Source organism: Phenylobacterium sp. GW823-FHT02A09 (assembly GCF_058797775.1).
The window spans coordinates 548,477-573,484 of record NZ_JBXAJZ010000004.1; the positions used below are offsets into that span (position 1 = coordinate 548,477).

A 25,008-nucleotide genomic window follows, 5' to 3' on the forward strand; every position below is an offset into this window, starting at 1 on the left:
GCGCATGGGCGGTCGCACTCTTCAAGCGCGCCCGGTCCCGGTCAATCTGCAGGTTAAGGGGGCCGTTTAGAGACGGAGTCGCTCGCACGCAAGCGGCGATGGCGGCAATCTCGCCGCAGGCGGGCCCAGCGCGGCGAAGCGCGGGCGTCCCAACGAAAACGGGCCGGCGTTTCCGCCGGCCCGCAGCCGTTTCGATGCAAGGGCCCGGAGGCCGTTTGCGGAACCGCTTAGACTTGCAGGTTGCCGGCGGCCATCTTGCCGCTGCGACGGTCCTGCTCGAGTTCGTAGGTGATCTTTTGGCCTTCGTTCAGGCTGCGGAGTCCGGCGCGTTCAACGGCCGAGATGTGAACGAAGATGTCCGCGCCGCCATCGTCGGGTTGGATGAAGCCATAGCCCTTGGTTCCGTTGAACCATTTAACAGTGCCGGTAGCCATAGAAGTGTCGTCCTTGGGTAAGTCGTTCCGCAACCCAAGCCTTTTGAGTCACGCATCAAATTTCGGGAGGGTCGGAGAGCAGGTTCGGTGCGCCGGAATGTGGAGCGTCGAAAATCAGCCGAACCATACGAGTTTGACAGCCTGACGTTAGCGCGCTTCCGGAGCCCCCGCAAGGCGATCCATGGAACGGCGCTCTCCCGCCCGACAGGCGAACGATCCACAGGGCGACGTACGAAACTGTAAGCAGAGATGGCCGAATGCGACAATGTCGGGCCAGCGTCAGCTCTCGGTCTGAAAGTCTTCGATCCCGCCCCCCATCTCCCGCTTGAGTAGAATTGCGCGCCCTTGCCCGGCGAGCCATGACGCTGTCGCCGACGCCGGGGGCGGACCAAGGTCAACGGTCATTATCGACGTCGTGCTCGGCTCCGGGGGCGTTTCATACGAAAATACAGGTGGGACGGCGCAGCGCGCGAGGCTTTCAAGTTTCGAGTTGCGTGTCGTAGAGGCAACAGCGGCGCGGCGGTTCCCGATGGGCGGAACTGTACTGACCTCAGGCGATTACTCGGACCTCGAAGGTCGAGTGCTGCGCGGCGCGTCGGCGCGACGCACTCGATCCTCGCTGTCACGCCGGCGCTACTGTGTTGTGCTGGAGTGAAGGTCCGGGGCCGCCTGAACCCTTTCCTTGCGAACGGGAGTCAGGCAGCTTCGCCGATAAGCACGGTTTGGGATTGCCAGCGATAGCCTCCTCCGACCCCTTGGCCGACCTGATGTCGCAGATCGCGACGGGCGATCGTGCGGCGATGCGTCGGCTCTATGACGCCACGTCCGCGAAGCTATTCGGCGTCTGCCTGCGTATCCTCTCCGACAAGGACGAGAGCGAAGACGTGCTTCAGGAGGTTTATCTCACGATTTGGCGTCGCGCCGACCGCTACGAGGCGGAGCGTGCGAGCGTCATGGCGTGGATATCCACCATCGCCCGCAACCGCGCCATCGACCGCCTGCGCGCCCGCGGACCGCTCGCCTATGCCGATCCCGTCGAAGACTTGCAGATCGAAGACGAGGCGCCCGGGGCGGAGGCCTTGCTGGAGACGGCCCAGGCCGGCCAGGCGTTGGCCCGCTGCCTCGACGAGCTGGATGCGCGAACCCAGGGCGCGATCCGCACGGCCTTTTTCGAGGGGCTTACCTACGAGGCCCTGGCCCGGCGGCTGGACGAGCCGCTCGGCACGGTGAAGAGCTGGATCCGGCGCGGGCTCCTGAAACTGCGGGGGTGTCTGGAGCGATGAGCGACATCGGTCCCGAACTCCCCGACGACGAAGCCCTGGCGGCCGAACATGCGCTGGGCGTGCTCACCGCGCACGAAAGGGCGGCCGCCGAACAGCGCATGGCCCGCGACCCGGCTTTCGCCGCCGACGTGCTGGCTTGGCGCGCGCGCCTCGCGCCGCTGGCCGAGGAGATCGCGCCGGTGTCGGCGCCGGCCGGCCTGTGGCTGCGGATCGAGCGGATGCTGGCGGCCAACGACAACGCCCAGGGCGTGCGGCGGCGGCTGCGGTTCTGGCGCGCGGCGACGCTCGGCTCGCTGGCGGTGACGGCCGCCAGTCTCGCGGCGGTGGTGTTCCTGGCCGCCCGGCCGCCGGAGGTGATCACCCAGCCGCGGCCGCCAATGGGGCCGATGATGAACGCGCGGCTGATGAGCGACGGCGGACAACCGCTGTTCCTGGCCGCCTACGACCCGGAACGGAAGTCGATCCTGGTGGCTTCGCTGGTGCCGCCGGGCGCCGATCCCGACCACAGCCACGAGCTTTGGCTCATTCCGGCCGACGGCAAGCCGCGCTCGCTGGGCCTGATCGATCCGGGGGCATCCAAGGCGATGCCGATGCCCGAGCCGATGGCGGACATGACCACCGAAGGCGTCTCGCTGGCGGTGACGGTCGAACCGCGCGGCGGTTCGCATCAGGAAGGACCCTCGGGCCCGGTGGCGGCGGTCGGCAAGCTGGCGCGTCTCTAGCGGCCCGGCTGGCGCGGGGCGGGCGAAGCGCCCTATGCTCCACGTCCAGTTGAGAGGTTTCTAGTCGATGAGAACGAGTCTGCTTGCGGCGAGCGCTGCGGTCCTGCTGCTGTCGGGCGGCGCGGCGTCGGCGGCCCCCGAACTGCACAAGGACGGCATGACCCTGAAGGAGATGCAGTCCTGGCTGTTGGAGAGCGGCTACAAGGCCGAGCTCAAGAAGGACGACGGCGAGGGCTACATCTCGAGCTCGGCCGAGGGCGTCAGCTTCGAGGTCTATCCCAACGACTGCCGCGAAGGCCGCTGCGCCTCAATGCAGATGGTCGCCGCTTTCAACGTGAAGCAAAAGCTCAACGCCGAGAAGGCGAACGAGTGGAACTCGGCCAAGCGCTACGTCGACTGCTACATCGACGACGAGGGCGACCCCTGGTTCACCTACGACATCAATGTCAGCCCCGGCGGCACGCGCGCGGCCCTGGACGACAATTTCAGCGTCTGGCTGAGCTTCCTGCCCGACATCAAGGAACACATCGGGTGGTAGAACGAGAAAGGCCGGCGCCTGGGCGCCGGCCTTTCGTCTATTTCGCCTACTTCTTCGCCGCGTCCATGTACCCGGCGAAGCGCTCGAACAGGTAGAGCGAGTCCGTCGGGCCCGGAGACGCCTCCGGGTGGTGTTGGACGCTGAACACCGGCTTGTCCTTCAGGGCGATGCCGGCGTTGGTGCCGTCGAACAGCGAGACGTGGGTTTCGATCACCGGCTCGGGCAGGCTGTCGCGGTCGACCGTGAAGCCGTGGTTCATCGAGACGATCTCGACCTTGCCGGTGGTGACGTCCTTGACCGGATGGTTCGCGCCGTGGTGGCCCTGGTCCATCTTGACGGTCTTGGCGCCCAGGGCGCGGGCCATCATCTGGTGGCCCAGGCAGATGCCGAACACCGGCACGCCGCTTTCCACCAGCTTCTTGATTTCCGGCACGGCGTATTCGCCGGTCGCGGCCGGGTCGCCCGGGCCGTTGGACAGCAGCACGCCGTCCGGCTTGCGCGCCAACACGTCCTCGGCGCTGGTCTTGGCCGGGACGACGGTGACGCGGGCGCCGATCGAGGTGAGGGCGCGCAGGATGTTGCGCTTCACGCCGTAGTCCAGGACCACGACCTCGTACTTCGGCTCCGAAGCCGGCTTGGCGTAGCCCTCGGGCCAATCCCACAGGCCCTCGTCATAGACGAAAGGCTGCAGGCAGGAGGCGTCCTTGGCCAGGTCCAGGCCTTCCAGACCGGCCCAGGCCTTGGCCTTTTCGATCAGGGCGGGAATGTCGAATTCGCCGGTCGGCGAGTGGGCGATGACGCCGTGCGGCATGCCGTTCTCGCGGATCGAGCGGGTGAGGGCGCGGGTGTCGACGCCGGCCAGGCCGATGACGCCGCGGCGCTTCATCCAGCCGTCCAGGTCGCCGTCGGCGCGCCAGTTGGCCGGGGCGGTGGGCACGTCGCGGAAGATCGCGCCGCGCGCCGCGGTTTCGGCCGAACCGGACATCTGCTCGATGTCCTCGACGTTGACCCCGACATTGCCCATGTGCGGGAAGGTGAAGGCCACGATCTGCGACATGTAGGAGGGGTCCGTAAGGATCTCCTGGTAGCCGGTCATGGCGGTGTTGAAGCAGACCTCGCCGACCGCATCGCCGGTCGCGCCGACGCCGACGCCTTGCAACACGGTTCCATTGGCGAGAACCAGAACGCCCGTGACACCCGGGAGCAGTTCAACAGTCATCTGGCGTCTCCATCTGAGGGGGCATGCTCGCAAAAAGACGGGTCAGGGTGAACCCCGCCCGTTCTTCAACTGTCCGCATGTATCGGCAAACGGCCGGGTACCTACTGACTCGCGCCGGGCGGGTCAATGCGGCGCGCCAGCAATCGGGCGCGTTTCGCGCTCGCCGTCAGGTGGTCAGCACGCCCGAGATGGCTTCGAACAGGGCGTCGGCGCGCACGGGCTTGCCGATATGTCGGTCGGCGCCCGCCTCGGTCGACGACTTCAGGTCGTCCGGCGAGGTGTTGGCGCTGATCACGATGATCGGCGCGCGTGGCAGGCCGGGCCCCTCGGCCTTGCGGATCGCGCGGATGGCGGTCAAGCCGTCCATCACCGGCATGCGCAGGTCCATCAGCACCAGGTCGAAGCCGCCGCGCCGCCAGGCCTCGACGGCCTGTTCGCCGTTCTCGACGCTGGTCACCTCTGCGCCGGCCGCGCCCAGCATCAGCTCCAGCACCTTGCGATTGGTCGGATTGTCGTCGGCGGCCAGGATGCGCAGGGGCGGGGCCTCGCCGTCCTGGATCGGCGCCTGGGCGGCGTCCGCCTCGTGCGCGGCGTCGCCATAGTCGAGCAGGCCGCCGACCAGCCGGTCGAGCTGGCGGGCCGATCCCTGGATGTCGGCCACGAGACCGCGCTGCGCGTCGCTGAGCGTCGTGCGCTCCAGGGCTGCGATCAGGCCAAGCACGCCGTTCAGCGGGGTGCGCAGTTCGTGGCTCATGTCGGCGACGAACTCGGTCTTGGCGCGGCTGGCGACCTCGGCCCGGTGCAGGGCGTCCTCGAGGGCGGCGGCCTGGCGCTTCATCTGGGTGATGTCGACCCGCAGGCCGATCACCCCGCCGTCGGCGGTGCGACGCTCTTCGATCATCAGCCAGCGGCCGTCGGACAGCCGCTGCTCGTGCCGCTCGCCGGTCGGGTTCTTGAGCTTGTGCAGGCGCGCGGCCAGCCATTCTTCCTCGCGGCCGACGGCGTCCGGATAGTCGCCGCGCGCCACGCCCGTGCGCAGGGTGTCGGCCAGCGTGACTTGCGACGAGAACAGGTCCGCCGAGCGGTGGTAGATTTCGGCGTAGCGCTTGTTCCAGAGCAGGTAGCGGCCGTCGGCGTCGAGGAAGACGATGCCTTCGGGCAGCAGGTCGAGCGCCTCGCGCAGCCGCTGGCCGGCGACCTCGGCCTGGGCGTTGGCCGCGGCCAGCGCCCGCCCGCCCAGCAGGCGTGCGATCCGTTCCCGAAGCCCGACCCTCGGCATCCCGCTCCCCGACGATTCGCCCCAAGGAGCTCATGAGACGCCGATCGCCCCGCGGCCACGCCAACAGAGGCGCCGGGAGCACGGGATCGCGCGTTAAGCTCAAGCTTTGGGCGCCGGGGTTCGCTTTTCGCGCATGAGCGTCTATTTCGGCGGCCATGAGCATCACGACGGTCGGCCTCGATGCCGACGACACCCTCTGGCACAACGAGACCATCTTCCGGCTCACCCACGACCGGTTCAGCGAACTGCTGTCCGGCGTCGCCGACAAGGAGACGCTGGAGAAGCGCCTGGCCGAGGTCGAGAAGCGCAATCTGCGGCTCTACGGCTACGGGGTGAAGGGCTTCACCCTGTCGATGATCGAGACGGCGATGGAGATGACCGGCGGCGAGCCGCCCGGCCATGTGATCCGCGAGATCCTGGCGGTCGGCCGCGAGATGCTGAGCGAGCCGGTCGAGCCGCTGCCCGGCGTCGACGACACCCTGGCGGAGCTTTCCAAGCGCTACCGTCTGGTGCTGATCACCAAGGGCGACCTGCTGCATCAGGAGCAGAAGCTGGCCGCCTCGGGGCTCGGCGACCTGTTCGCGGCGGTCGAGATCGTCAGCGAGAAGGACGCCTCGACCTACAGCCGTGTCTTCGCCCGTCACGGCACGGGCGCAGAGCAGGCGGTGATGTGCGGCAACTCGATGCGCTCGGACATCCTGCCGGCGATCGAGGCGGGAGCCTATGGCGCCTATGTGCCCTATCCGCTGATCTGGGCGCACGAGATGGCCGATGCGCCGGATGGTCACGCGCGGTTCGCCGAACTGGCCAGCATCCGCGACCTGCCGGCCTGGATCGACGGGCTGAAGTAGCGATTATTTCGCCGGCGATGTCACAGCCGGCGGCTCCGGTCCGTCCTAGGGGGCGATGGTTCGGAGAAATCAGATGTCGCGCATCCTCGCCGCCGCCCTGTGTTTGCTGCTGGGGCTGAACGCCCTGGCCATGCTGTTCGCCTCGTTCTGGTGGTACAACGCCGTGCCCGGCGTGATCGCCACCGGTCCCTACAATCCGCACTTCGTCCGCGACATCGGGGCGACCTATCTGGTCGTGGCCGGCGGCCTGGCCTGGTTCGCCGCGCGCCCGGTCGAGGGCTGGCCGGCGCTCGTCGCCGGGGCGAGCTTCCTGGTGCTGCATGCGGCGATCCACGTGTTCGACGCCAGCTGCTCGGCCGATCCGCTCGCCAACCTGATCCGCGACCTGCCCGGCGTCTTCGCCCCCGCCCTGATCGCCGCTGCGATCGCGCTCGTCAACCGCCCCGCCAGGATCGGAGCCGCCTGATGCTGCAAGCCCTGCTAGCCCGCCAGATCGATAAGATGGAACGCCGCTGGGGCTACGACGCCAGCTATATGCGCCGCGTGCTGGCCGCCAGCCCGGGCGGCCTGCTGCGCTTTGGCCTAGTCAGCTCGATGGTCGACGCCAAGGCCGCTCCCGCGGCGGCCATCGCCGCGGCCAAGCTCGTCGGGACCCTGGCCGAAGACTGCGGGCCCTGCACCCAGATCGTCACCGACATGGCCGCGGCCGAGGGCGTCGCGCCGGAGGTCCTGCGCGCGGTCCTGGCGGGCGACGAGGCGGCGATGGGCGAGGCCGCCGCGTTGGCTTGGCGCTTCGCCCGCGCCAGCCTGGAGCGGGACATGGCCGTCGCCGACCCGCTGCGCGAGGCGATCGTCGGCCGGTGGGGCGAGAAGGGCCTGGTCGCCGTCAGTCTGGCCCTGACCACCGCGCGCATGTACCCGACGCTCAAGTACGCGCTGGGCTACGGCAAGACCTGCTCGAAGGTCATCGTGGACGGCCAGGCCGCGCCGGTGGCTCACGCCTCGCTGGCGGCGTAGGGTTCGCGACCATGGCCGCCGACATCGACATCTTCGAGGCCCAACGCCCGCGCCTGATCCGGCTCGCCTACCGGATGCTTGGCTCGGTCGCCGAGGCCGAGGACGTGGTCCAGGACGCCTGGCTGCGCTGGACGCGCACCGAGGAGGAGGTGCGCGATCCGGCCGGCTGGCTGGTGCGGGTGACCAGCCGGCTCTGCATCGACCGGCTGCGCTCGGCCAAGGCCCAGCGCGAGGCCTATCGCGGGCCCTGGCTGCCCGAGCCGCTGATCGAGGAACTCAGCGTCGATCCGGTGGAGCGGGCCGAGGATGTCTCGGTCGCCTTCCTGCTGGCGCTGGAGCGGCTCTCGCCGTTGGAGCGGGCGGTGTTCCTGCTGCATGACGTGTTCGACGAGGACTACGCCTCGGTGGCGGAGACCTTGGGGCGCAATGAGGCGGCGGTGCGCCAGCTGGCCGCGCGGGCGCGAACCCACGTGCGCGACGCTCGGCCGCGTTTCACAGTCAGCGAGGCGGACGCGGCCAAGCTCGCAGCCGCCTTCATGGCCGCGGCCGCCCAGGGCGACATGAAGGCGCTATCGGAGGTGCTCGCTGAGGACGCCGTGCTGATCTCCGACGGCGGCGGCAAGCGCACCGCGGCGCTGCGGCCGATGATCGGGCGCGAGGACATCATCCGTCTGCTGGAGGGCCTCGCCTGGCGGACGGGCGGCTCTCAGCTCTGGCCGATCAGCTTTCGCGCGGTGCGGATCAACGGCTATCCCGGCGTCGTCATGGAGCGCGAGGACGGGCCGATGACAGTGGCCTTCCAGCCCGGCGAGGACGGCAAGCTCGCCGCCATCTATCTGGTCCGCAATCCCGACAAGTTGGGGCGGGTGTCGCTGGATCAGTGAGCCTTGCGGTGCGGCAGCAGGTGCAGCACCCCGGCGATGATCCCGCCGATCAACAGGCCGACGACCGCCGAGCCGACCGCGAAAGTCACCCAACCGGTGACCGGCCCGATCGCCGGAACCTGGCCGGCCCAGTGCGAGGCGCCCTCGACCCAGACCGGGATCGGGGTGAGGTGGAAGTGCTCCAGGCCATGGACGATGATGCCGCCGCCGACCCACAGCATGGCGGCGGTGCCGATCACGGTCAGCCAGCTCATCACCGCGGGCATGCCCCTCACCAGCAGGCGGCCGATGACCTGTGAGGAGCGCCCCGGACGTTTGGCCATGTGCAGGCCGATGTCGTCCATCTTCACGATCAGGCCGACCACGCCGTAGACGGCGGCGGTGATCGCGATCCCCACTAGCAGCAGTGCGCCAGCCTGGACGAAGATCGGCTGGTCGGCGACGTCGGCCAGGGCGATGGCCATGATCTCGGCGGAGAGGATCAGGTCGGTGCGGATCGCGCCGTTGACTTTCTGGTCCTCCAGCTCGGTGGCGCTGAGCGCGAGCTCTTCAGGCTCGTCGGCCTCGTCCTCGCCGCGGATCGCTTCGATGATCTTCTCGGTGGCCTCAAAGCACAGGTAGGCGCCGCCCGCCATCAGCAGCGGCGTCACCCCCCAAGGGGCGAAGGCGCTGAGCAGCAGGGCGCCGGGCAGCAGGAACAGCAGCTTGTTGCGCAGCGAGCCGATGGCGATGCGCAGGACGATCGGCAGCTCGCGCTCGGGCGAGAAGCCCATCGCGTAGCCCGGCGACACCGCGGTGTCGTCGACGACCACGCCGACCGCCTTGGTTCCCGCCTTGCCGGCCGCCCCCGCCACGTCGTCCAGCGAGGCGGCCGCCATCTTGGCGATGCCCGCGACATCGTCGAGCAGCGCGACAAGTCCGGAAGCCATCGGGAACCTCTGCTGATTGAAAGACTTGAGCCAAATATCACCGGTCGGTACGAGCTAGCCAAGCGAGCGTGCAGCCGCTTCGCTCATCCGACCCGGACTGCCTGTGGATGGGAATGGGGTCAGATGCAACGGCCCAAGAAGGAAGCGGCTCCCGCGCCATTCGTGGGCGGGACGGGTCGAATGATCCGATTGGTGCGCGAGTTCGACTGGGCCGCGACGTCCCTCGGGGCGGCGGCCGACTGGCCGCCTGAACTGAAGACCATGGTCAACTTCATTCTGGAGTCGCACTTCCCCGCCGCGATCATGTGGGGCAAGGAGCTGACGACGATCTACAACGATGCGTTCCTGCCGATCTTGGGCGATAAGCCCGAGGCGCTGGGACGCCGCTTCGACGAAGTGTGGTCCGAGGTCTGGGATCAGATCGGCCCTATCGTGCATCGCGCTTTCGAGGGCGAAGCGACTTTCATCAAGGACTACCCCTTGATCGTGAACCGATCGGAGCTGCCCGAGCAGGCCTGGTTCACCTTTTGCTACAGCCCCCTGAGGCTGGCGAGCGGCGACATCTGCGGCGTCGTCGACACGGTGGTCGAGACGACCGCCACTGTCCGGGCGCATGCGGACATGGACACCCTGGCCCAGGAAATGAGCCACAGGCTGAAGAACACCATGGCCACGGTCCAGGCGTTGGCCGCCCAGTCGCTGAAGGAGGTGGTCGAGCGCAGCGTCGTTGAGGAATTTCTCGATCGTATCGTCACGCTCGGCAACGCCCACGACGTGCTGTTCCGCCAGAACTGGCAGGTCGTGCCTCTGCGCCGGGTGGCGGAAGCGACGCTGGCGCCGCTCGACGGCCTGGGACAGATCCACCTCAAGGGGCGCGACGTCCAGATCGGCGTGCGCACCACCATGGCCCTGTCGCTGCTGCTGCACGAACTGGCCACCAACGCGGCCAAGTACGGCGCGTTGTCGACCCCCAAGGGCCGGGTCGATCTGGAGTGGAGCGTGCGGGCTGGATTGTTCCGGCTGCGCTGGCGCGAGTGCGGCGGTCCGCCCGTCCAGGCGCCGGCCCATGCGGGCTTCGGCAGCCGGCTGATCGACCTGGGCCTGTCGCCTGAAGGCTCGGTGGTGCGGCGCTACGGGGCGGAAGGCGTCGAGGTCGACATCGAGACGCCGGTCTCAGGCCTGCTGGATCGCTGAGGGGGCTACGCCACGGCTCCGGACGCTGTATCATCCACGTGGTGCGCGTCGACGAACACTTCCTTGATGAGATCAAATCCCGCCTCCGGCCCTCCGACGTGATCGGGCGGACGGTGAAGCTGCGCAAGCAGGGGCGGGAGTATGTCGGCCTGTCGCCGTTCAACAAGGAGAAGACCCCGTCGTTCTACGTGAACGACGAGAAGGGGCAGTTTTTCGACTTCTCGTCGGGCAAGAACGGGGACCTGATCACCTTCCTGCAGGAAACCGAGCGCCTGACCTTCATGGAGGCGGTCGAGCGGCTGGCCGCCGAGGCCGGCCTGACAATGCCCGAGGTCGACGCCCGCTCGGCCGAGCAGGAGCGCCAGCGCCAGGGACTGTCGGACTGGATGGACGCCGCCGCCCAGTGGTTCGAAGGCGCCCTGCGCCGGCCCGAGGGCAAGGAGGCGCGCGCCTATCTGGAGCGCCGTGGGCTGCCGGAGTCCGAATGGTCGCGATTCCGTCTCGGCTTTTCACCGCCCGGGCGCACGGCGCTGAAGGACTACCTGGTCACCAAGGGCGCGCGGCCGGGCGAACTGGTCGAGGCCGGGCTGCTGATCGCGCCGGAGGAGGGCGGGGCGCCCTACGACCGCTTCCGCGACCGGATCATCTTCCCGATTTCCGACCATCGCGGCCGGATCCTGTCGTTCGGCGGCCGGGCGATGGATCCGCAGGCCAGGGCCAAGTACCTGAACGGTCCGGAAAGCCCGCTCTTCCACAAGGGGCGCACGCTCTACGGGGTCGGTGAGGCCCGCAAGATCCTCGGGGCGGCGCCCAGCGGCGAGAACCCGTCCCTGGTCGTGGTCGAAGGCTATATGGACGCCATCGCCTGTCAGCGGGCGGGGATCGCCGCCGTCGCCCCGCTCGGCACCGCGCTGACCGAAGAGCAGATGGAGATGCTCTGGCGGCTGCACGGCGAGCCGACGCTGTCGTTCGACGGCGACCGTGCGGGGCGTCAGGCGGCCTCGCGCTCAATCGACCGGGCCTTGCCGCTGCTCAAGCCCGGCAAGAGCTTCAAGTTCGCGATCGTCGAGGGCGGCAAGGACCCGGACGAGGTGCTGCGCGAGCAAGGGGCGGTCGCGCTCCGCGCCCAGTTGTCGCAGACCACGGCCTTCGTCGACGCGCTGTTCACCCGCGAGCACGACCTGGAGCCGCTGGATACGCCCGAGCGGCGGGCCGGCTTCAAGAACCGGCTGCGCAACGCGGCCGGCCAGATCGCCGACAAGGACCTGCAGCAGGCCTACCGCGAAGCGCTGATGGAGCGCTTCGATGCGACCGGCCCGCGGGCGCGCGCGGCTCCCGAGCAAAGCGCCCGTCCGCAACGTGGAAATGCAGGCGGTTCAAGAGCTTGGCGCGGCGGCGGGCGCGAATGGATCGACCCGGCGCCGACCGAGGCGGGACGCGAGGCGGCGCGCCGGCTGGCCGTGTCGATCGACCCGGTGGCCGCTGCGCTGGCCAAGTATGCGATCGGCGATCCGAGCGTTCTGGACGAACATCTGGAGAACTCGTTCCTCGCCAAAGGCTTCGGTGTCGAAGCTCTAGCGAAGCTGACGGGCGAGATCATCGGATTCAGATTGGATGCTGATCATCTTGACACCGCGACTCTCGCACGCCATCTGGCGTCTTGCGGGTTTAATGCGCTGCTGACAGACATCGACCGGGCCGCTGCGAAATCGGGCGCGCCCATCATGAAACCGGATGTCTCCCTCGACGTCGCTAGATCCCAGTGGTCGCAAGCTTTCGCGGGCCTTTCACGGCTCGTGGCGCTCGACGAGGCTATTGCGTCCGCCAAGGGTAACCTTAGCGGTCGTTCCGATATGGAAGCTCTCGAGCGTCTGAAAGGCGAACGCGACACGCTGAAACGCGCGATCAGAACGGGAACGATTTGGGCGGGAGAAGGGTCGTAAGGGAGTACGACCGTCTGTTCGCTATTGGAGCATCTTCGGCCGGCGCCTGCATGGCGCGGCCGAAATCCGGAGACCTAGATGAGCACGAACACGGCTGAAGCGGAAACCACTGAAACGACCGGCGGTGATGGTCCGCTGCTCGACCTCACCGACGCCGGCGTAAAGAAGTTCATCAAGCAGGCCAAGGCCCGCGGCTACGTCACCATGGACGAGCTGAACAAGGTCTTGCCCTCTGAGGAAGTCACCTCCGAGGCCATCGAAGACACCCTCGCCATGCTTTCGGAGATGGGCGTCAACGTCGTCGAGGCCGAGGAAGACGCCGAAGGCGGCGAAGTCGCCGTCCGTGAAGAGACCGCCGTGGTCGAGACGGCCAAGGAGCCGGCCTACGACCGCACCGACGACCCGGTGCGCATGTACCTGCGCGAAATGGGTTCGGTGGAGCTGCTCTCGCGCGAAGGCGAAATCGCCATCGCCAAGCGCATCGAAGCCGGCCGCGACACCATGATCCGCGGTCTGTGCGAAAGCGCGCTGACCTTCGAAGCCATCATGGTCTGGCGTGAGGAGCTCGGCTCCGGTCGCATCCTGCTGCGCGAAGTCATCGACCTCGAGCAGACCTACGGCGGCGCGAACGCGGCGGCGGCTGAACTGGCCGGCGGCGAGGCTGCCGAGGCCGAAGAGGAAGAGACCACCGAAGACGGCGAAGCCGTGGCCAAGGCCGAGGGCGCCGAGGACGACGACGACTTCGACGACGGCGCGGGTCCGACCATCAGCGCGATGGAAGGTGAACTGCGCGAAGGGGTCATGGCGACCCTCGACGCCATCGCTTCGGAGTTCGACTCGTTCCGCGCCCTGCAGGAGAAGCTGGTCGGCAAGCGCCTGAAGGGCGAAGACCTCTCGGACGCCGACCGCAAGGCCTACACCAGCGCCTCGTTGGCCATCGTCCAGCACCTGAAGACGCTGAAGCTGAACAACAACCGCATCGAGGCGCTCGTCGAGCAGCTCTATGCGATCAACAAGCGTCTGATGGGCCTGGAAGGCCGCCTGCTGCGCCTGGCCGACAGCTACGGCATTTCGCGCTCTGAGTTCCTCAAGGCCTACTTCGGCCAGGAACTGTCGCCGAACTGGACCGACCAGGTGAAGCCGCTGGGCGTTCGCTGGACCAAGTTCGTCGAGAACGACGCCGGCCAGATCGGCGACATCCGCGCCGAGGTCGCCGCCCTGGCGACCGAAACCGGCGTGCCGATCGACGACTACCGCCGCATCGTTCAGACCGTCCAGAAGGGCGAGCGCGAAGCGCGTCAGGCCAAGAAGGAAATGGTCGAGGCCAACCTGCGCCTCGTGATCTCGATCGCCAAGAAGTACACCAACCGCGGCCTGCAGTTCCTGGACCTGATCCAGGAAGGCAACATCGGCCTGATGAAGGCGGTCGATAAGTTCGAATACCGCCGCGGCTACAAGTTCTCGACCTATGCGACCTGGTGGATCCGTCAGGCGATCACCCGCTCGATCGCCGACCAGGCCCGGACCATCCGGATCCCGGTGCACATGATCGAGACGATCAACAAGATCGTCCGCACCAGCCGCCAGATGCTGCACGAGATCGGCCGCGAGCCGACCCCGGAGGAGCTGGCCGAAAAGCTGGCCATGCCGCTGGAAAAGGTCCGCAAGGTCCTGAAGATCGCCAAGGAGCCGATCTCGCTCGAAACCCCGATCGGGGACGAGGAAGACAGCCACCTGGGCGACTTCATCGAGGACAAGAACGCGATCCTGCCGATCGACGCGGCGATCCAGTCGAACCTGCGCGAGACCACCACCCGCGTGCTGGCGTCGCTGACGCCGCGCGAGGAACGCGTCCTGCGCATGCGCTTCGGGATCGGCATGAACACCGACCACACCCTCGAAGAGGTCGGCCAGCAGTTCAGCGTCACCCGCGAACGGATCCGTCAGATCGAGGCCAAGGCGCTTCGCAAGCTGAAGCACCCGTCGCGTTCGCGGAAGCTGCGCAGCTTCCTCGACAGCTAGAACTATTCGGCGCTGGCAGCGCCTGGACGCCCTCGACTAAGCTCTGCGGAGGTTGGTCGGGGGCGTTTTCATGAGTCTTTCCAGGAATCTGGCGCGGGTCCTCACCTGCGCAGCGGCCGTTGCTGCTCTGTCGACGGGCGCCGAGGCGCAGCCGGACACGCGTTCGGCCGAGCGCATCAAGGCGCACGTCGGCTTCCTGGCCGATGACCTGTTACAGGGCCGCGAGGCGGGCACGGCCGGGTTCGACATCGCCGCGGCCTATGTCGCCTCGCAACTGGCGCAGATCGGCGTGAAGCCCGGGGCGGCGGACGGAACCTACTTCCAGCGCGTGTCGATGGTCGCCGGCCGGCCGTCGGACGAGGGCGCGCTCGTCCTGACGTCGAAAGCTGGGCCGGCGCCGCTGAATTTCGGCGAGGACTATCTGCCAGGGCGCAATCTGCTCTCGGCGAGCACCCATGTCGCCGCGCCGCTGGTGTTCGTCGGCTATGGAGTTCGCACGGCCACGCAGGACGACTATGCGGGCCTCGACGTGAAGGGAAAGATCGTCGTCGCTCTCAGCGGCGCTCCAGCTGGACTGCAGACCGAGGAACGCGCCTACTACGCCGGCTCCCGCACCAAACGTTTGGCGGCCGAGGCGAAGGGCGCGGTGGGGTTCATCACCATCATGGCGCCCTCGGACGAGACGCGCCGTCCCTTCGCCAACAGCGCGCGCCAGTGGCGCAATTGGGCCATGGCCTGGCGCGCCCCCGATGGCGCAGCCTTCTCGCCGGCCGCCGCGACGCCGGATCTCGGAGTTCTGAGCGTGAAGGGCGCCGCCAAGCTGTTCGTCGGGGCGCGGCAGTCCTACGACGACGTGGTGAGAGCGGCCGAGACCGACGCGCCGCCGCGGTTCGCCCTGCCATATGGCCTGGACGCGACGATCAACACCGAGACGAAGATCGTCGAAAGCGCCAACGTCGTCGGCCGTATCGAGGGCTCTGACCCCAAGCTGAAGGACGAGGTGGTGGTGCTCTCGGCCCATCTCGACCACATCGGCGTCACTCCGCCGATCAAGGGCGACGCGATCAACAACGGCGCGCTCGACAACGCCGGCGGCGTGGCCACCACCCTGGAGGTCGCCCGCGCCTTCGTGCAAGGCAAGCCGCCCCGCCGCACCCTGCTGTTCCTGCTGAACACCGCCGAGGAGAAGGGGCTGGTCGGCGCCGACTACTTCGCGCGCCATCCGCCGACGTCGGCGCCGATCGTGGCGAACATCAACCTCGACATGCCGGTCCTGACCTACGACTTCGTCGACGTCGTGGCGTTCGGCGCCGAACGCTCGAGCCTCGGGCCGACGGTCCAGCGGGCGGCAGGTCGGATGGGGCTGAAGCTCTCGCCGGATCCGTTGCCGGAGGAGGGGCTGTTCACCCGCAGCGATCACTTCCGGTTCGTCGAGCAGGGCGTGCCGTCGGTGTTCCTGATGACCGGTTTCGAGAATGGCGGCCGCGAAGCCTTCACCTCGTTCCTGAAGGACCACTACCACAAGCCCAGCGACGACCTTTCACTGCCGATCGACTACGCGGCCGGCGCGAAGTTCGCGGCGATCAACTACGAGATCGCCCGCGAAGTGGCCGACGCCGACGCACGACCGGCCTGGAATCGCCGCGACTTCTTCGGGACGCTGTTCGGCAGGCGGTGACACAACGCCGATAGGCGAGCAAGCTTGGCCCATCAGGATGAGGTGGGCGACATGCGCAGGACGATCCTAGGGCTTGGGGCGGCGCTGACATTGGCCGCAGGGGCGCAGGCGCAGCAGATCGCGCCGCCTCCGAAGATGAGCCAGGCCGAGGGCGTGCAACTGTTCGAAGCCGGCGGCTTCAAGGTCGGGAGCGGCGGCGCGATCAACGTCTGCGGCACGGTCTCCCAGCCGAAGTTCGCCTTCATGGACCTGAACGGCGACGGGACACTGGAGGCGGCCGCCGTGGACAAGAACCCCTCCTGCTACGGCGGCGAGGGGCTGTGGTTCACGCTGCTCGCCAAGGGCAAGGACGGCCGCTGGCGCGCTATCGCGAGAGATAGTGGAGCCTTGGGGTTCGAAACATCACGAACGAACGGCTGGCTGGACGTCCGCGTCACGGCCGACTGCGCGCGTATCTGGAAGTATGCCGGCGACGGCTATCAGCGCCCGGCCGCCTGCACGCAGGCCTCGTTCGCCAAGACCGAGGCGTCGACCGGCGTCACCGCCGCCGACCGCACCGCCGCGATGCGCGCCGCGGGCTTCGTCTCCCAGGGCGGCCGCTGGCTGGGCGGCGAGGGCAACTGCGAGGCGGCGATCGAGCCCAGCGACATCCGCGACCTCAATGGCGACGGCCGCCAGGAGATCGTCATCACCGAGACGGGGACCTTCTGCTACGGCAATACGGGCCAGGGGTTCTACATCATGGAGCGGGCCGGAAACGGCTGGCGCACGCTGTTCCAGTCGCAGGGAATTCCCGATTTCCTACCGACCAAGGGGGCCGGCGGCTGGCCGGACATCGTGCTGGGCGGGCCGGGCTTCTGCTTCCCGGTCGTGCGCTTCAACGGCAAGACCTACGCCGTTCACCGCCAAAAGGAAGAGCAGCCGGGGGCCTGCGCCCGGCGCTAGCGCCAGGCGTAGTTGAAGGAGACCGAGATCCGCTCCTTGCGCGCGGCGTTGGCCGGCACCTCGTGGCGCAGCCAGCTTTCCCACATCAGCACCGTCCCCGGCTCCGGCTGGAGGTACACGAAGCTGCGGGCGTCTTCGGGCGCGTCCGCCTCGCGCGGCGGGGCGGCCATCATCAGCGGCAGCCGCGGGTCTTCCAGCTTGAGCGCGCTCGCGCCCTTGGGGATCGCGACATAGACGGTGCCCGACAGCACGCTGTGCGGGTGGATATGCCCCGAATGCGCCGCGCCGGGCTTCAGGATGTTGACCCACAGGCTGTCGAGCTTCAGCCGCCGGCGGCCGAGGTCGAGATGCAGCGCCTTGGCGTAGGCGGCGGCGTGCTTGTCGAGCTTGCGCTTGAGGTCCTCGAAGATGCTGGCCCGCATCGGCAGGTCGTCGAGCGAGGCGTAGGAGGTGTAGCCGCCATAGCCATGCTCGCGGCACCAGGCCTGGCCGGCCATGTCCTCGTCGGCCAGCATCCGGCAGGCGTCTTCCAGCTCGGCGTTGAAGTCCGCAAAGCCGCGCTCCTTGGCGAGGCTGGCTTCATAGACCTGGGTGACGAAGAGAGGGCGCAGGCTCATGGCCCGGCGCTAACGGTCCGCAGCCCCGATGTCAAAGCTAGGCGAGCACGTCCAGCAGTTTGCCCGTCATCTCCTGGGCGCTGCGGATGACCGCGGCGTTGGCGGCGAAGGCGGTCTTGGCGGTGATCTGCTCGACGATCTCGGACGGCAGGTCGACGGCTTCCCCTTCGACGCCCATGCGGGCGGTGCGGCTGGCCGAGGCGTCGAAGCGACGGCTGGCGGCGAGCATTCCGTACTGAGCGGTGGCGATCGGATCCATCGGGAGCCCCTTCCACCGTCGAGCATCGCCGATGCGCGGTTAAGCCTTCGCGCAGCGACATGATGAACACGCCGCTCACCCTGCATCGCCTGAAACCCGCCGCACTCGGCGCGTGTTATGGTCAAGTCGAACTGGAGGTTAGTCCGATGATCCGCACCGCCTTGATCGCCGCCGCGACGCTTGCCTTCGCCGGCGCCGCCTCCGCCCAGGCGCCGCTGTCGCAGAACCCGCCGACCCAGACCATCATCTGCCTGGACGTGAACGGCCAGACCCTGCCGGTGTCCTGCAAGGTGCCGGCCAGCCGTCTCGACAAGCGCGAGGACTTCTGCACCTGCCGCACCGGCACGCAGGTCGATATCGGGATCTGCCCCGACGGGGTGAAGGCGCCGCCTGAGAACCGCGCCTACGAGAAGGCGCGTAAGGCCGCCGTCAAGAACGGCAGCCTGCTCGGCGCCACGTATGAGGGCCGGCCGATGTGCGTGGCCGGCCGCAACACGTTCTAGAGCGCCTTGCCGAGCGCGGCGTAGGTGAGCTTCTGGAACACGGGCAGGGCGGCGCGCCCGCCCATCCGCTGCCCGGTGGCCAGCTGCGAAGCGGCTTCCGGCTCCAGCGGGATCGAGTTCTGGATCAGGTAGATCATCACCATGTCCTCGACAGGGTCGGCCTGCCACCAGGTGCCGAACGCGCCCGGCCAGCCGAACGAGCCCTCCGAGCCCGCGCCCATCCAGGCTTGCTTTTCCGGGTCGGTGATCACCGAGACGCCCAGGCCAAAGCCTTGGCCCATCCAGAACGGAATGCCCATGAACGGGACCTGGCGTTGCTCGGGCGTCAGACGGTTCTCACGCATCGCCTCAAGCGTCTCGCGCTTGACGTAGCGCACGCCGTCCAACTCGCCGCCGTTCAGCATCATCCGGGCGAAGCGCAGATAGTCGTCGGCCGTCGAGATCAGGCCGCCGCCGCCGGCGCAGAACTCCGGCGGGCCCGGCAGGTGCGGGAAGGAGATGTCCTCCATCGCATCGGTCTTCGGGTTGATCCGGTAGAGCTTGGCCATGCGGTCGCGCTTTTCCGGCGGGCACCAGAAGTCGGTGTCGTTCATGCCGAGCGGCTGCAGGATCCGCTCCATGATGAATTCGCGATAGCCCTGACCGGACACCCGCCCGACCAGGAAGCCGAGCACGTCGGTGGCGTGGCTGTAGTGGAAGCGATCGCCCGGCTGATAGGACAGCGGCAGCTGACCCAGCGCCTTCAGCCACGCGTCGGGGCTGAGGTGGCCGCCAAGCGGCGAACCCAACGCGTCTTCGTGGGCCTGGGCGATCGGTCCCATCGAGGTGAAGGCGTAGGCCAGCCCCGAGCGGTGGGTCATGAGGTCGTCGACGGTGATGTCGCGCGCGGCCGGGACCGTGTCGTCGATGGGGCCGTTCGGCGACTTCAGGACGCGCATGTCCTTGAATTCCGGCATCCACTTGGTGATCGGGTCGTCCAGGCGGAGCTTGCCTTCTTCCATCAGCATCAGGACGGCGATGGAGGTGATCGGCTTGGTCATCGAGGCGATGCGGAACAGGGTGTCGCGGGTCATCGGCGCCCGGCCGGCCACGTCGCGGTAGCCGAGCGTGTTGACTTGGGCGACCTCGCCCTTGCGCCAGAGCAGGGTCACGAAGCCCGAGAGATCGCCGGCGTCGACGATCGGCTGCAGGGAGGCGGGGATCGCCGCCAGACCATTGGAAGAAAAGCCGCCCAGAGCCAGATCGCCGTCCATGTCGCCTCGCCAGATGATCCGCCGAGGTCGGATGCCAGGGCGTTTTTCCAGCTATGCCCCGGATGACCTGGAGCCCGTCAACATACTTTTTATTCGAACTATTGGCGGCGTGGCGCCTCGTAGGTCGCCATCATCTCGCCCTGGGCCACGGTGTGGCCCTTGAGGATGTTGAGCAGTTCATGCAGCGGCGTGTCCGGCCCGACTTCCAGATGCTGGTCCAGGGCGAAGACCTGGAAGTAGTAGCGATGCACGCCATGGCCCACGGGAGGGCGCGGCCCGAACCAGCCGTAGTCGCCAGCGTCGTTGCGGCCCTGGATGATCGGGTGGGGGGGATCGATGTACTGAGCCTGGGGTACGCCCTCAGGCAAGCCGCCGGCCTCGGCCGGGATGTTCCAGATCATCCAGTGCACGAACGGCTTCTCCATCGGCGCATCGGGGTCCTCGACGATCAGGGCGTAGCACTCGGCGCCCTCGACTTCGGTCCAAGTGATCGGGGGAGATAGGTTCTCGTGATAGGCCGAATGGCGGTCGGCCAAGCGCCCGTCCGGGGCCTGGGACGGCGACATCACGACGAGGCCGGCTTGGTCGCGCGGCTCGACCTTGAAGATGGTGATGGTTTCACCGGAATGGGCAGGGCTGGACATTGGATTGCTCCTTGCGCTCCCCGGAAGGAAGCGCGCGGCCAACGGCTTGGTTGCGGCGATCGGGAAAAGGCCCTAGCCGGTAGCGCATGATCCCGCGTCGCGTGTCCGCTTCGGTTCGCCTGGCCTTGCTCGCCGCTCTGGCGGCAGCTTGCGCGGCCTGTACGCCGCTGGGGGTTTTCGCGACCTTCACGCCGCGCGACCCGGCGATCCTGACCGCCCATGACCAACCCTACGGCCCCGGCGGGCGCCAGAGCCTCGACGTCTACGCCCCGCGGCGGATGGATGCGGCCCGGCCGGTCGCGGTGTTTCTCTATGGCGGCGGTTGGGAGCGGGGGCGCAAGTGGGACTATGGCTGGGTCGCCCAGGCCCTGGCCGCGCGCGGCTATGTCGTGGTGCTGCCGGACTATCGGCTCTACCCGCAGGTCCGGTTCCCGGCGTTCCTGAACGACAGCGCTCAGGCCGTGCGGTGGGCGGTCGATCACGCCGCCGCCTATGGGGGCGATCCCTCACGCATCGTTCTGCTGGGCCATTCGGCCGGGGCCTACAATGCGGTGATGCTCGGACTGGAGCCGAGCTACCTGCAGCACGCCGGGGTCGATCCGGCCCGCATCGCCGGCGTGGTCGGCATCGCCGGGCCCTATGACTTCCTGCCGCTGAAAGGGCACATGGCCGACGTGTTCGGCGGCGGCGATCCGGCCTCCACCCAGCCCGTGCGGCTGGCGCGGGCCGACGCGCCGCCCATGCTGCTGGTCACCGGCGCGGCGGACACGATCGTCGATCCGCGAGAGACGGCCTCGCTGGACACGGCGCTTCGCGCGGCGGGCGCCCAGGTCGAGAGCCGGAGCTATCCGGGCGTCGGTCACAACGAGATCATGGCTGCGATGTCGCGCCCGTTCCGCGATCGCGCGAGCGTGCTCGGCGACATCACCGGCTTCATGGAACAGGTCGCTGACGCCCCGGCAGCTCACGCGTTTGTCACTGGTCGCAAGCCCTGATCCAAAGGGCGATGAATCGCGCCTAAGCTATAGGAAGTAAGGCTAAAAATCGCACTCGTGGACCGTTGTTCGGCCGCGACATATTGCCGTTAGGTCAACCTTGCTGCGCCGCCGCAATTGTGGTGTTCCCCAATCGACGCTATATCCGGCGGCCCTTCGTTTCCGAAGGTTTGTGCGCCGCAGTTAGAAGGACCGCCCATGCTGGTGACCCTGATGAAGGCCAAGCTTCACCGCGCCACGGTGACTCAGGCCGATCTCGAGTACGAAGGCTCGATCGCGATCGACCGCGATCTGCTGGACGCCTCGGGCATCCTCCCCCACGAGCAGGTCGACGTCCTGAACATCACCACCGGCGCGCGGTTCACCACCTACGCTATCGAAGCGCCGCGCGGATCCAAGGTGATCGGCGTCAACGGCGCGGCCGCCCGCCTCGTCCAGAAGGGCGACAAGGTGATCGTGGTCACCTACGGCATGCTGCCGGCCGAAGAGGCCCGCAACTATTCGCCGAACGTCGTGCTGCTCGACGACGGCAACGAGATCAAGCAGGCCGCCTGATGCGCGTCCTGGCCGCGCTGGGCCTGTCCGCCGCGGTCCTCGCCGGCTGTTCGCCGACTGCGCCCAAGGGCGTGGACAAGGCGGTTCTCGACGAGGCCGTCTCCCGGGCCATCGGCGATCCCGGCACCTGCGTGCTGATCGCCGAGAACGGCAAGACCGTCTATCAGTACGGCACCCATGTGGTGTGCGGGCGCTCGCTTCCGTCCTGCGAAGGGCAGGGCGTGCAGACCCTGGATCAGCTGCTGAAGGCCACGCCGGCGACCGGCGAGCGCAAGACCGCCAGCTGCCGCAGCAATCCCGAGGGCAGCCGTATCGTCGCCTGGGCCAGCGGTCCGGTCGAGGGGCGTCCGGGCATGACCTACGCCGCGGTGATGGAGGCCAACGAGGCTCCGCCCGGCATCGTCATCGCCGACAAGCTGACCGCCGCCTTCGCGCGCGCCGGGCTCGGCCCGAAATAGGCCCTCCCCCGAGGGGGAGGGCCGTTTCGCTTACCGCGACAGTTCGTAGAGACCGGTGATGTCCACGCGGACGTTCAATTCGCCGGCGGCGATCGGCGCGCCGCCGTCGGCCATTTCCTTGCGAGCGTAGGCCATCATCGGAGCCGGGGGCGGCGAGGGCATGTAGCTGCCGCCTTCGCTGAGGTTGACCAGCCGGTTGACGCGATGACCGGTCGCGCGGGCGTAAAGGTCTGCCTTGGCGGCCAGCGCCTTGACCGCTTCCTGACGGGCGGCGTTCTCGGCCGCGCTCGGATCCTTCAGGCCGAAGGAGATGCCGTTCACCTGGTTGGCGCCGGCCTTCACCGTGGCGTCCACGGCCCCGCCCAGCTTGGCCAGGTCGTTGACGGTGATCGTCACCTGGTTCGAGGCTTGGTAGCCGCGCAGCTTCGGCGGCTCGTTCTGGACGTAGTCGTATTGGGCGTTGAGGTTCAGGCCCGAGGTCTGGATGTCCTTCTCGGCGATGCCGGCCTTGCGCAGGGCGGCGATCACCGAGTTCATCTTCTCGTTGTTGGCGCCCAGGGCGCCGGCGGCGGTCGGGGCCTCGGTCACGACGCCGAGGTTGATGGTCGCCTTGTCGGGCGCGACGCGGGTCTCGCCGTACGCCGAGAGGTTGAGCGTGGTCGTCTGGAACATCGAACCTGCCGAGGGTTGCGCGGTTTGAGCGAAGGCGGCGGGCGCGGCGGCGGCGGCGAGCAGCAGGGCCATGGCGCCGGCGCGGACGAAGGTCTTCATCGAAATCTCCACAAACGCCCCGGGGGTAGGGCGGGATCGAGGTCTCCAAACGTCGGATGACGGTGGAGGTTGCAGTTCTGACAAAGCCAAGCTGAACGGCAGCTTTAAGGCGCGTGCAGGTCGTGGTAACCCGCAGCCCTGCGTCGCTGCAGGGGCCTGTAGCTCAATGGTTAGAGCCGACCGCTCATAACGGTCTGGTTGTAGGTTCGAGTCCTACCGGGCCCACCAGCGATGTTCGCGCCTCGCTTGCTCGCGCCGCCACGCAGACTGCCAGCATCATCAAACTGTCACGCAGAGCCGCTTTAGGAGCGCAGCCCGAGCCGCCGGCGTCTGCCGCGGCGGGCGATTCACAGGAGACCGGGCGGTCGCATCCCATGAATGGCGAGCGGGACATCATCACGGCTTGGATCGCCCGGGAAATCGTCCCTCATGAAGGCGCTATGCGCAAATGGCTCGCGCGGCGCTGGCGCGGCGCGGTCGATGCGGAGGACGTCATCCAGGAGGCCTATTGCCGGATCGCGGGGCTGGCGCGCATCGACCATATCGACAACCCCGCCGCCTATTTTCACCGCACCGTCCACACCGCGGCCACGGACATGGCCCGCCGCGCCGGCGCAAATAATCTGGTTTCAGTGACCCAAGACGACTGGTTTGGCGTCATCGATAGTAAGCCCCTGCAGGATCGGGTGCTGGAGGCGAGCGAAGAGCTCCATCGGGTGAACGCGCTGCTGTCGGGTCTGTCGGACACCTGCCGCCGGGTGATCGAGCTGCGGCGCATCGAAGGGCTGTCGCGAAAGGAAACCTCCGAGCGGCTGGGCGTGAGCGAGAACGACGTGAAAAACCTGTTGGTGCGCGGCCTGCAGAAAGTCCTGAAGACGATGGCCGAGCAGGAAGCGGAGGGCGAGGATCCGGAGCAGGCCCGCACGAAGGTGCAAGCGCATGGCTAGCTCAGTCCCGGCCCTCAGCATCGACGATCAGGCCGCTCAATGGGCGGTCGAGGCGGCTTACGGCGACATGACGGTCGAGGTCCGCGCCGCCCTCGACGTCTGGCTCGCGGCGGACCGGCGCCATCGCGGCGCCTATGTGCGCGCGCGGGCCGTGTTTCTCGCCATGGAGGACGCCGTCGTCGCTGCGGGTTCCACGGCGATGTCGCCGACGCTTGGCCCGATCAACGAGATCCCGGCTTCGAGCGCCAGGCGCCGGCCTTCGATCTCGCCGGGTGGACGGAAGGTCTTCGGGGCCGCGCTGGCCGCTTGCCTTGCGGTCTTCGTCCTGGGCGGCGCGTACGTTGTGTCCCGCACCGACCAACCCGCCCTGGCCGCCGGGCGCATCGTCAAGCTGGATGACGGCTCGGTCGCGACCTTGCTGGGCGACGCGCGGATCGACGTCGTCCTGTCGGCGGACGCCCGGCGGGTCACCTTGCTGAGCGGCGACGCCACCTTCCAGGTCGCAAAGGATAAGGCCCGGCCGTTCGTCGTGAGGTCGGGCGAGGTCTATGCGCAGGCGACCGGAACGGTCTACTCGGTGGCGCGCGTCGGGCCTCGGGGCGGGACCGTGAAGGTCATGGAAGGCAGCGTGCTGGTCTGGCCTGGCGATCAGCGCGAACGAGCGGTCCTGCTGCGCGCCGGCGAGGCGCTGACCCTCGACCCGCCATCGCCGGCGCCGGCTCGCCCGCGTCCGGAGAAGGCCGCCAGCAAAAGCCCGTCGCGGCCGGCGGCCTCGGCGCAGATCGCGCTCGACGACACGCCGATCCGGGTGGCCGTCGCCCGTCTCAACCGCGTCAACGCCACCAAGATCGTCCTGGCCGACCCGGCGATCGGCGACATCCGCATCGTCGGTCTGTTCAAGGCGGACGATCCCGACGAGTTCGCGAGAATGGCGGCGGCGGTATCTGGCGGAGAAGTCGAGCGCAGCGCCGGCGTCATCGTAATAAAACTGAGATAAATCAGAGCAAAATATTTAACGCGCTCAAGACGATCCGAATTCGGGGGACGTCCTGTCGAGAGATTGAAAGA

Annotated in this window: 27 protein-coding genes and 1 tRNA gene; 19 read left to right on the forward strand and 9 right to left on the reverse strand. The window is 68.0% G+C overall.

The window, feature by feature from the left end; genetic code table 11:
* Window positions 1-227 precede the first annotated feature (227 nt).
* Window positions 228-434: a cold-shock protein gene (locus tag AC1Q87_RS19175; RefSeq protein ID WP_183774102.1), complete on the reverse strand. Its 207-nt coding sequence runs from the start codon at window positions 432-434 to the stop codon at window positions 228-230.
* A 755-nt stretch (window positions 435-1,189) separates the two neighbouring features.
* On the opposite strand from AC1Q87_RS19175, the gene AC1Q87_RS19180 reads away from it, so the two are divergent.
* The 3 genes from AC1Q87_RS19180 (at window position 1,190) to AC1Q87_RS19190 (ending at window position 2,977) form a co-directional block, all read left to right on the forward strand.
* A complete protein-coding gene (locus AC1Q87_RS19180) occupies window positions 1,190-1,717 on the forward strand; it encodes a sigma-70 family RNA polymerase sigma factor (RefSeq protein WP_492610429.1) in 528 nt (175 codons plus the stop codon).
* Window positions 1,714-2,439, forward strand: a complete 726-nt coding sequence (locus tag AC1Q87_RS19185) for an anti-sigma factor (protein WP_492610430.1) — start codon at window positions 1,714-1,716, stop codon at window positions 2,437-2,439. The genes AC1Q87_RS19180 and AC1Q87_RS19185 overlap by 4 nt, the downstream gene beginning before the upstream one ends.
* Before the next feature lie 67 nt (window positions 2,440-2,506).
* A complete protein-coding gene (locus AC1Q87_RS19190; protein ID WP_492610431.1) occupies window positions 2,507-2,977 on the forward strand; it encodes a YbjN domain-containing protein in 471 nt (156 codons plus the stop codon).
* A 46-nt stretch (window positions 2,978-3,023) separates the two neighbouring features.
* Here the strand turns inward: AC1Q87_RS19190 and carA are convergent, their stop codons facing one another.
* Window positions 3,024-4,196 (reverse strand): glutamine-hydrolyzing carbamoyl-phosphate synthase small subunit, encoded by a 1,173-nt coding sequence (carA, locus tag AC1Q87_RS19195; RefSeq protein ID WP_492610432.1) that lies wholly within the window; start codon window positions 4,194-4,196, stop codon window positions 3,024-3,026.
* Window positions 4,197-4,362: 166 nt separating this feature from the next.
* Entirely contained in the window at window positions 4,363-5,475 is a 1,113-nt protein-coding gene (locus AC1Q87_RS19200; RefSeq protein WP_492610433.1) for a response regulator, read from the reverse strand.
* A 155-nt stretch (window positions 5,476-5,630) separates the two neighbouring features.
* Here AC1Q87_RS19200 and AC1Q87_RS19205 point away from each other — a divergent pair, with 155 nt between their 5' ends.
* The 4 genes from AC1Q87_RS19205 (at window position 5,631) to AC1Q87_RS19220 (ending at window position 8,227) form a co-directional block, all read left to right on the forward strand.
* Window positions 5,631-6,326 (forward strand): HAD family hydrolase, encoded by a 696-nt coding sequence (locus tag AC1Q87_RS19205; RefSeq protein WP_492610434.1) that lies wholly within the window; start codon window positions 5,631-5,633, stop codon window positions 6,324-6,326.
* A gap of 73 nt (window positions 6,327-6,399) precedes the next feature.
* Complete coding sequence (locus AC1Q87_RS19210; RefSeq protein WP_492610435.1) at window positions 6,400-6,792, forward strand: hypothetical protein; 393 nt, start codon at window positions 6,400-6,402, stop codon at window positions 6,790-6,792.
* A complete protein-coding gene (locus AC1Q87_RS19215) occupies window positions 6,792-7,343 on the forward strand; it encodes a hypothetical protein (protein ID WP_492610436.1) in 552 nt (183 codons plus the stop codon). Before AC1Q87_RS19210 ends, AC1Q87_RS19215 begins: the two co-directional genes overlap by 1 nt.
* Window positions 7,344-7,354: 11 nt before the next feature.
* Entirely contained in the window at window positions 7,355-8,227 is an 873-nt protein-coding gene (locus AC1Q87_RS19220; RefSeq protein WP_492610437.1) for a sigma-70 family RNA polymerase sigma factor, read from the forward strand.
* Here AC1Q87_RS19220 and AC1Q87_RS19225 read toward each other — a convergent pair.
* Complete coding sequence (locus AC1Q87_RS19225) at window positions 8,221-9,156, reverse strand: DUF808 domain-containing protein (protein ID WP_492610438.1); 936 nt, start codon at window positions 9,154-9,156, stop codon at window positions 8,221-8,223. The two genes, AC1Q87_RS19220 and AC1Q87_RS19225, sit on opposite strands and share 7 nt — an antisense overlap.
* Window positions 9,157-9,336: 180 nt before the next feature.
* Here AC1Q87_RS19225 and AC1Q87_RS19230 point away from each other — a divergent pair, with 180 nt between their 5' ends.
* The 5 genes from AC1Q87_RS19230 to AC1Q87_RS19250 all read left to right on the forward strand — a co-directional run bounded on the left by AC1Q87_RS19230 (window position 9,337) and on the right by AC1Q87_RS19250 (window position 16,938).
* Window positions 9,337-10,350 carry a sensor histidine kinase gene (locus AC1Q87_RS19230; protein WP_492610439.1) on the forward strand — a complete coding sequence of 338 codons (1,014 nt, stop codon included), beginning with the start codon at window positions 9,337-9,339 and terminating at the stop codon, window positions 10,348-10,350.
* Between the two features lie 41 nt (window positions 10,351-10,391).
* Complete coding sequence (dnaG, locus tag AC1Q87_RS19235) at window positions 10,392-12,293, forward strand: DNA primase (protein ID WP_492610440.1); 1,902 nt, start codon at window positions 10,392-10,394, stop codon at window positions 12,291-12,293.
* A gap of 78 nt (window positions 12,294-12,371) precedes the next feature.
* Complete coding sequence (gene rpoD, locus AC1Q87_RS19240) at window positions 12,372-14,315, forward strand: RNA polymerase sigma factor RpoD (protein ID WP_492610441.1); 1,944 nt, start codon at window positions 12,372-12,374, stop codon at window positions 14,313-14,315.
* Between the two features lie 70 nt (window positions 14,316-14,385).
* Window positions 14,386-15,993 (forward strand): M28 family metallopeptidase, encoded by a 1,608-nt coding sequence (locus AC1Q87_RS19245; RefSeq protein WP_492610442.1) that lies wholly within the window; start codon window positions 14,386-14,388, stop codon window positions 15,991-15,993.
* A gap of 51 nt (window positions 15,994-16,044) precedes the next feature.
* Window positions 16,045-16,938 (forward strand): hypothetical protein, encoded by an 894-nt coding sequence (locus AC1Q87_RS19250; protein ID WP_492610443.1) that lies wholly within the window; start codon window positions 16,045-16,047, stop codon window positions 16,936-16,938.
* Here the strand turns inward: AC1Q87_RS19250 and AC1Q87_RS19255 are convergent.
* Window positions 16,935-17,555, reverse strand: a complete 621-nt coding sequence (locus AC1Q87_RS19255) for a TIGR02466 family protein (protein WP_492610444.1) — start codon at window positions 17,553-17,555, stop codon at window positions 16,935-16,937. The genes AC1Q87_RS19250 and AC1Q87_RS19255 overlap by 4 nt on opposite strands.
* 37 nt (window positions 17,556-17,592) lie before the next feature.
* Window positions 17,593-17,814 (reverse strand): flagellar basal body rod C-terminal domain-containing protein, encoded by a 222-nt coding sequence (locus tag AC1Q87_RS19260; protein ID WP_492610445.1) that lies wholly within the window; start codon window positions 17,812-17,814, stop codon window positions 17,593-17,595.
* Window positions 17,815-17,960: 146 nt separating this feature from the next.
* Between AC1Q87_RS19260 and AC1Q87_RS19265 the strand changes: the two genes are divergently transcribed.
* Window positions 17,961-18,317 carry a hypothetical protein gene (locus AC1Q87_RS19265; RefSeq protein ID WP_492610446.1) on the forward strand — a complete coding sequence of 119 codons (357 nt, stop codon included), beginning with the start codon at window positions 17,961-17,963 and terminating at the stop codon, window positions 18,315-18,317.
* Here the strand turns inward: AC1Q87_RS19265 and AC1Q87_RS19270 are convergent.
* Together AC1Q87_RS19270 and AC1Q87_RS19275 are read right to left on the reverse strand one after the other, a co-directional pair.
* Complete coding sequence (locus AC1Q87_RS19270; RefSeq protein ID WP_492610447.1) at window positions 18,314-19,570, reverse strand: serine hydrolase domain-containing protein; 1,257 nt, start codon at window positions 19,568-19,570, stop codon at window positions 18,314-18,316. The genes AC1Q87_RS19265 and AC1Q87_RS19270 overlap by 4 nt on opposite strands.
* Window positions 19,571-19,668: 98 nt before the next feature.
* Window positions 19,669-20,214 (reverse strand): YbhB/YbcL family Raf kinase inhibitor-like protein, encoded by a 546-nt coding sequence (locus AC1Q87_RS19275; RefSeq protein ID WP_492610448.1) that lies wholly within the window; start codon window positions 20,212-20,214, stop codon window positions 19,669-19,671.
* Window positions 20,215-20,315: 101 nt separating this feature from the next.
* Here AC1Q87_RS19275 and AC1Q87_RS19280 point away from each other — a divergent pair, with 101 nt between their 5' ends.
* From AC1Q87_RS19280 to AC1Q87_RS19290, 3 genes are all read left to right on the forward strand, one after another.
* The gene (locus AC1Q87_RS19280; protein WP_492610449.1) at window positions 20,316-21,209 is read left to right on the forward strand and encodes an alpha/beta hydrolase; all 894 of its coding nucleotides are present in this window, start codon (window positions 20,316-20,318) and stop codon (window positions 21,207-21,209) included.
* Between the two features lie 198 nt (window positions 21,210-21,407).
* Window positions 21,408-21,764 (forward strand): aspartate 1-decarboxylase, encoded by a 357-nt coding sequence (panD, locus tag AC1Q87_RS19285; protein WP_492610450.1) that lies wholly within the window; start codon window positions 21,408-21,410, stop codon window positions 21,762-21,764.
* Window positions 21,764-22,222: a hypothetical protein gene (locus AC1Q87_RS19290; protein ID WP_492610451.1), complete on the forward strand. Its 459-nt coding sequence runs from the start codon at window positions 21,764-21,766 to the stop codon at window positions 22,220-22,222. The genes panD and AC1Q87_RS19290 overlap by 1 nt, the downstream gene beginning before the upstream one ends.
* A 30-nt stretch (window positions 22,223-22,252) precedes the next feature.
* Here AC1Q87_RS19290 and AC1Q87_RS19295 read toward each other — a convergent pair whose 3' ends face one another.
* Window positions 22,253-22,993, reverse strand: coding sequence for an SIMPL domain-containing protein (locus AC1Q87_RS19295; RefSeq protein WP_492610452.1), 741 nt, complete (start codon window positions 22,991-22,993; stop codon window positions 22,253-22,255).
* Between the two features lie 152 nt (window positions 22,994-23,145).
* Here AC1Q87_RS19295 and AC1Q87_RS19300 point away from each other — a divergent pair.
* The 3 genes from AC1Q87_RS19300 to AC1Q87_RS19310 all read left to right on the forward strand — a co-directional run bounded on the left by AC1Q87_RS19300 (window position 23,146) and on the right by AC1Q87_RS19310 (window position 24,937).
* Window positions 23,146-23,221: transfer RNA gene (locus AC1Q87_RS19300), tRNA-Ile, on the forward strand.
* Between the two features lie 146 nt (window positions 23,222-23,367).
* On the forward strand, window positions 23,368-23,940 hold the full coding sequence (locus tag AC1Q87_RS19305; protein ID WP_492610453.1) for an RNA polymerase sigma factor: 573 nt from the start codon (window positions 23,368-23,370) through the stop codon (window positions 23,938-23,940).
* Window positions 23,933-24,937 carry a FecR family protein gene (locus tag AC1Q87_RS19310; RefSeq protein WP_492610454.1) on the forward strand — a complete coding sequence of 335 codons (1,005 nt, stop codon included), beginning with the start codon at window positions 23,933-23,935 and terminating at the stop codon, window positions 24,935-24,937. Before AC1Q87_RS19305 ends, AC1Q87_RS19310 begins: the two co-directional genes overlap by 8 nt.
* The last annotated feature ends 71 nt before the right edge of the window (window positions 24,938-25,008 follow it).

Bases quoted from the DNA above. Each gene is read 5' to 3' on its own strand.
- AC1Q87_RS19225 (WP_492610438.1), bottom strand. From the start codon at position 9,156: ATGGCTTCCGGACTTGTCGCGCTGCTCGACGATGTCGCGGGCATCGCC.
- AC1Q87_RS19270 (WP_492610447.1), bottom strand. From the start codon at position 19,570: ATGGACGGCGATCTGGCTCTGGGCGGCTTTTCTTCCAATGGTCTGGCG.
- AC1Q87_RS19310 (WP_492610454.1), top strand. From the start codon at position 23,933: ATGGCTAGCTCAGTCCCGGCCCTCAGCATCGACGATCAGGCCGCTCAA.
- carA (WP_492610432.1), bottom strand. From the start codon at position 4,196: ATGACTGTTGAACTGCTCCCGGGTGTCACGGGCGTTCTGGTTCTCGCC.
- AC1Q87_RS19250 (WP_492610443.1), top strand. From the start codon at position 16,045: ATGCGCAGGACGATCCTAGGGCTTGGGGCGGCGCTGACATTGGCCGCA.
- AC1Q87_RS19200 (WP_492610433.1), bottom strand. From the start codon at position 5,475: ATGCCGAGGGTCGGGCTTCGGGAACGGATCGCACGCCTGCTGGGCGGG.
- AC1Q87_RS19205 (WP_492610434.1), top strand. From the start codon at position 5,631: ATGAGCATCACGACGGTCGGCCTCGATGCCGACGACACCCTCTGGCAC.
- AC1Q87_RS19190 (WP_492610431.1), top strand. From the start codon at position 2,507: ATGAGAACGAGTCTGCTTGCGGCGAGCGCTGCGGTCCTGCTGCTGTCG.
- AC1Q87_RS19175 (WP_183774102.1), bottom strand. From the start codon at position 434: ATGGCTACCGGCACTGTTAAATGGTTCAACGGAACCAAGGGCTATGGC.
- AC1Q87_RS19230 (WP_492610439.1), top strand. From the start codon at position 9,337: ATGATCCGATTGGTGCGCGAGTTCGACTGGGCCGCGACGTCCCTCGGG.
- AC1Q87_RS19265 (WP_492610446.1), top strand. From the start codon at position 17,961: ATGATCCGCACCGCCTTGATCGCCGCCGCGACGCTTGCCTTCGCCGGC.
- AC1Q87_RS19210 (WP_492610435.1), top strand. From the start codon at position 6,400: ATGTCGCGCATCCTCGCCGCCGCCCTGTGTTTGCTGCTGGGGCTGAAC.
- AC1Q87_RS19275 (WP_492610448.1), bottom strand. From the start codon at position 20,214: ATGTCCAGCCCTGCCCATTCCGGTGAAACCATCACCATCTTCAAGGTC.
- AC1Q87_RS19305 (WP_492610453.1), top strand. From the start codon at position 23,368: ATGAATGGCGAGCGGGACATCATCACGGCTTGGATCGCCCGGGAAATC.
- AC1Q87_RS19295 (WP_492610452.1), bottom strand. From the start codon at position 22,993: ATGAAGACCTTCGTCCGCGCCGGCGCCATGGCCCTGCTGCTCGCCGCC.
- AC1Q87_RS19215 (WP_492610436.1), top strand. From the start codon at position 6,792: ATGCTGCAAGCCCTGCTAGCCCGCCAGATCGATAAGATGGAACGCCGC.
- AC1Q87_RS19260 (WP_492610445.1), bottom strand. From the start codon at position 17,814: ATGGATCCGATCGCCACCGCTCAGTACGGAATGCTCGCCGCCAGCCGT.
- AC1Q87_RS19255 (WP_492610444.1), bottom strand. From the start codon at position 17,555: ATGAGCCTGCGCCCTCTCTTCGTCACCCAGGTCTATGAAGCCAGCCTC.
- AC1Q87_RS19220 (WP_492610437.1), top strand. From the start codon at position 7,355: ATGGCCGCCGACATCGACATCTTCGAGGCCCAACGCCCGCGCCTGATC.
- AC1Q87_RS19245 (WP_492610442.1), top strand. From the start codon at position 14,386: ATGAGTCTTTCCAGGAATCTGGCGCGGGTCCTCACCTGCGCAGCGGCC.
- panD (WP_492610450.1), top strand. From the start codon at position 21,408: ATGCTGGTGACCCTGATGAAGGCCAAGCTTCACCGCGCCACGGTGACT.
- AC1Q87_RS19185 (WP_492610430.1), top strand. From the start codon at position 1,714: ATGAGCGACATCGGTCCCGAACTCCCCGACGACGAAGCCCTGGCGGCC.
- rpoD (WP_492610441.1), top strand. From the start codon at position 12,372: ATGAGCACGAACACGGCTGAAGCGGAAACCACTGAAACGACCGGCGGT.
- AC1Q87_RS19290 (WP_492610451.1), top strand. From the start codon at position 21,764: ATGCGCGTCCTGGCCGCGCTGGGCCTGTCCGCCGCGGTCCTCGCCGGC.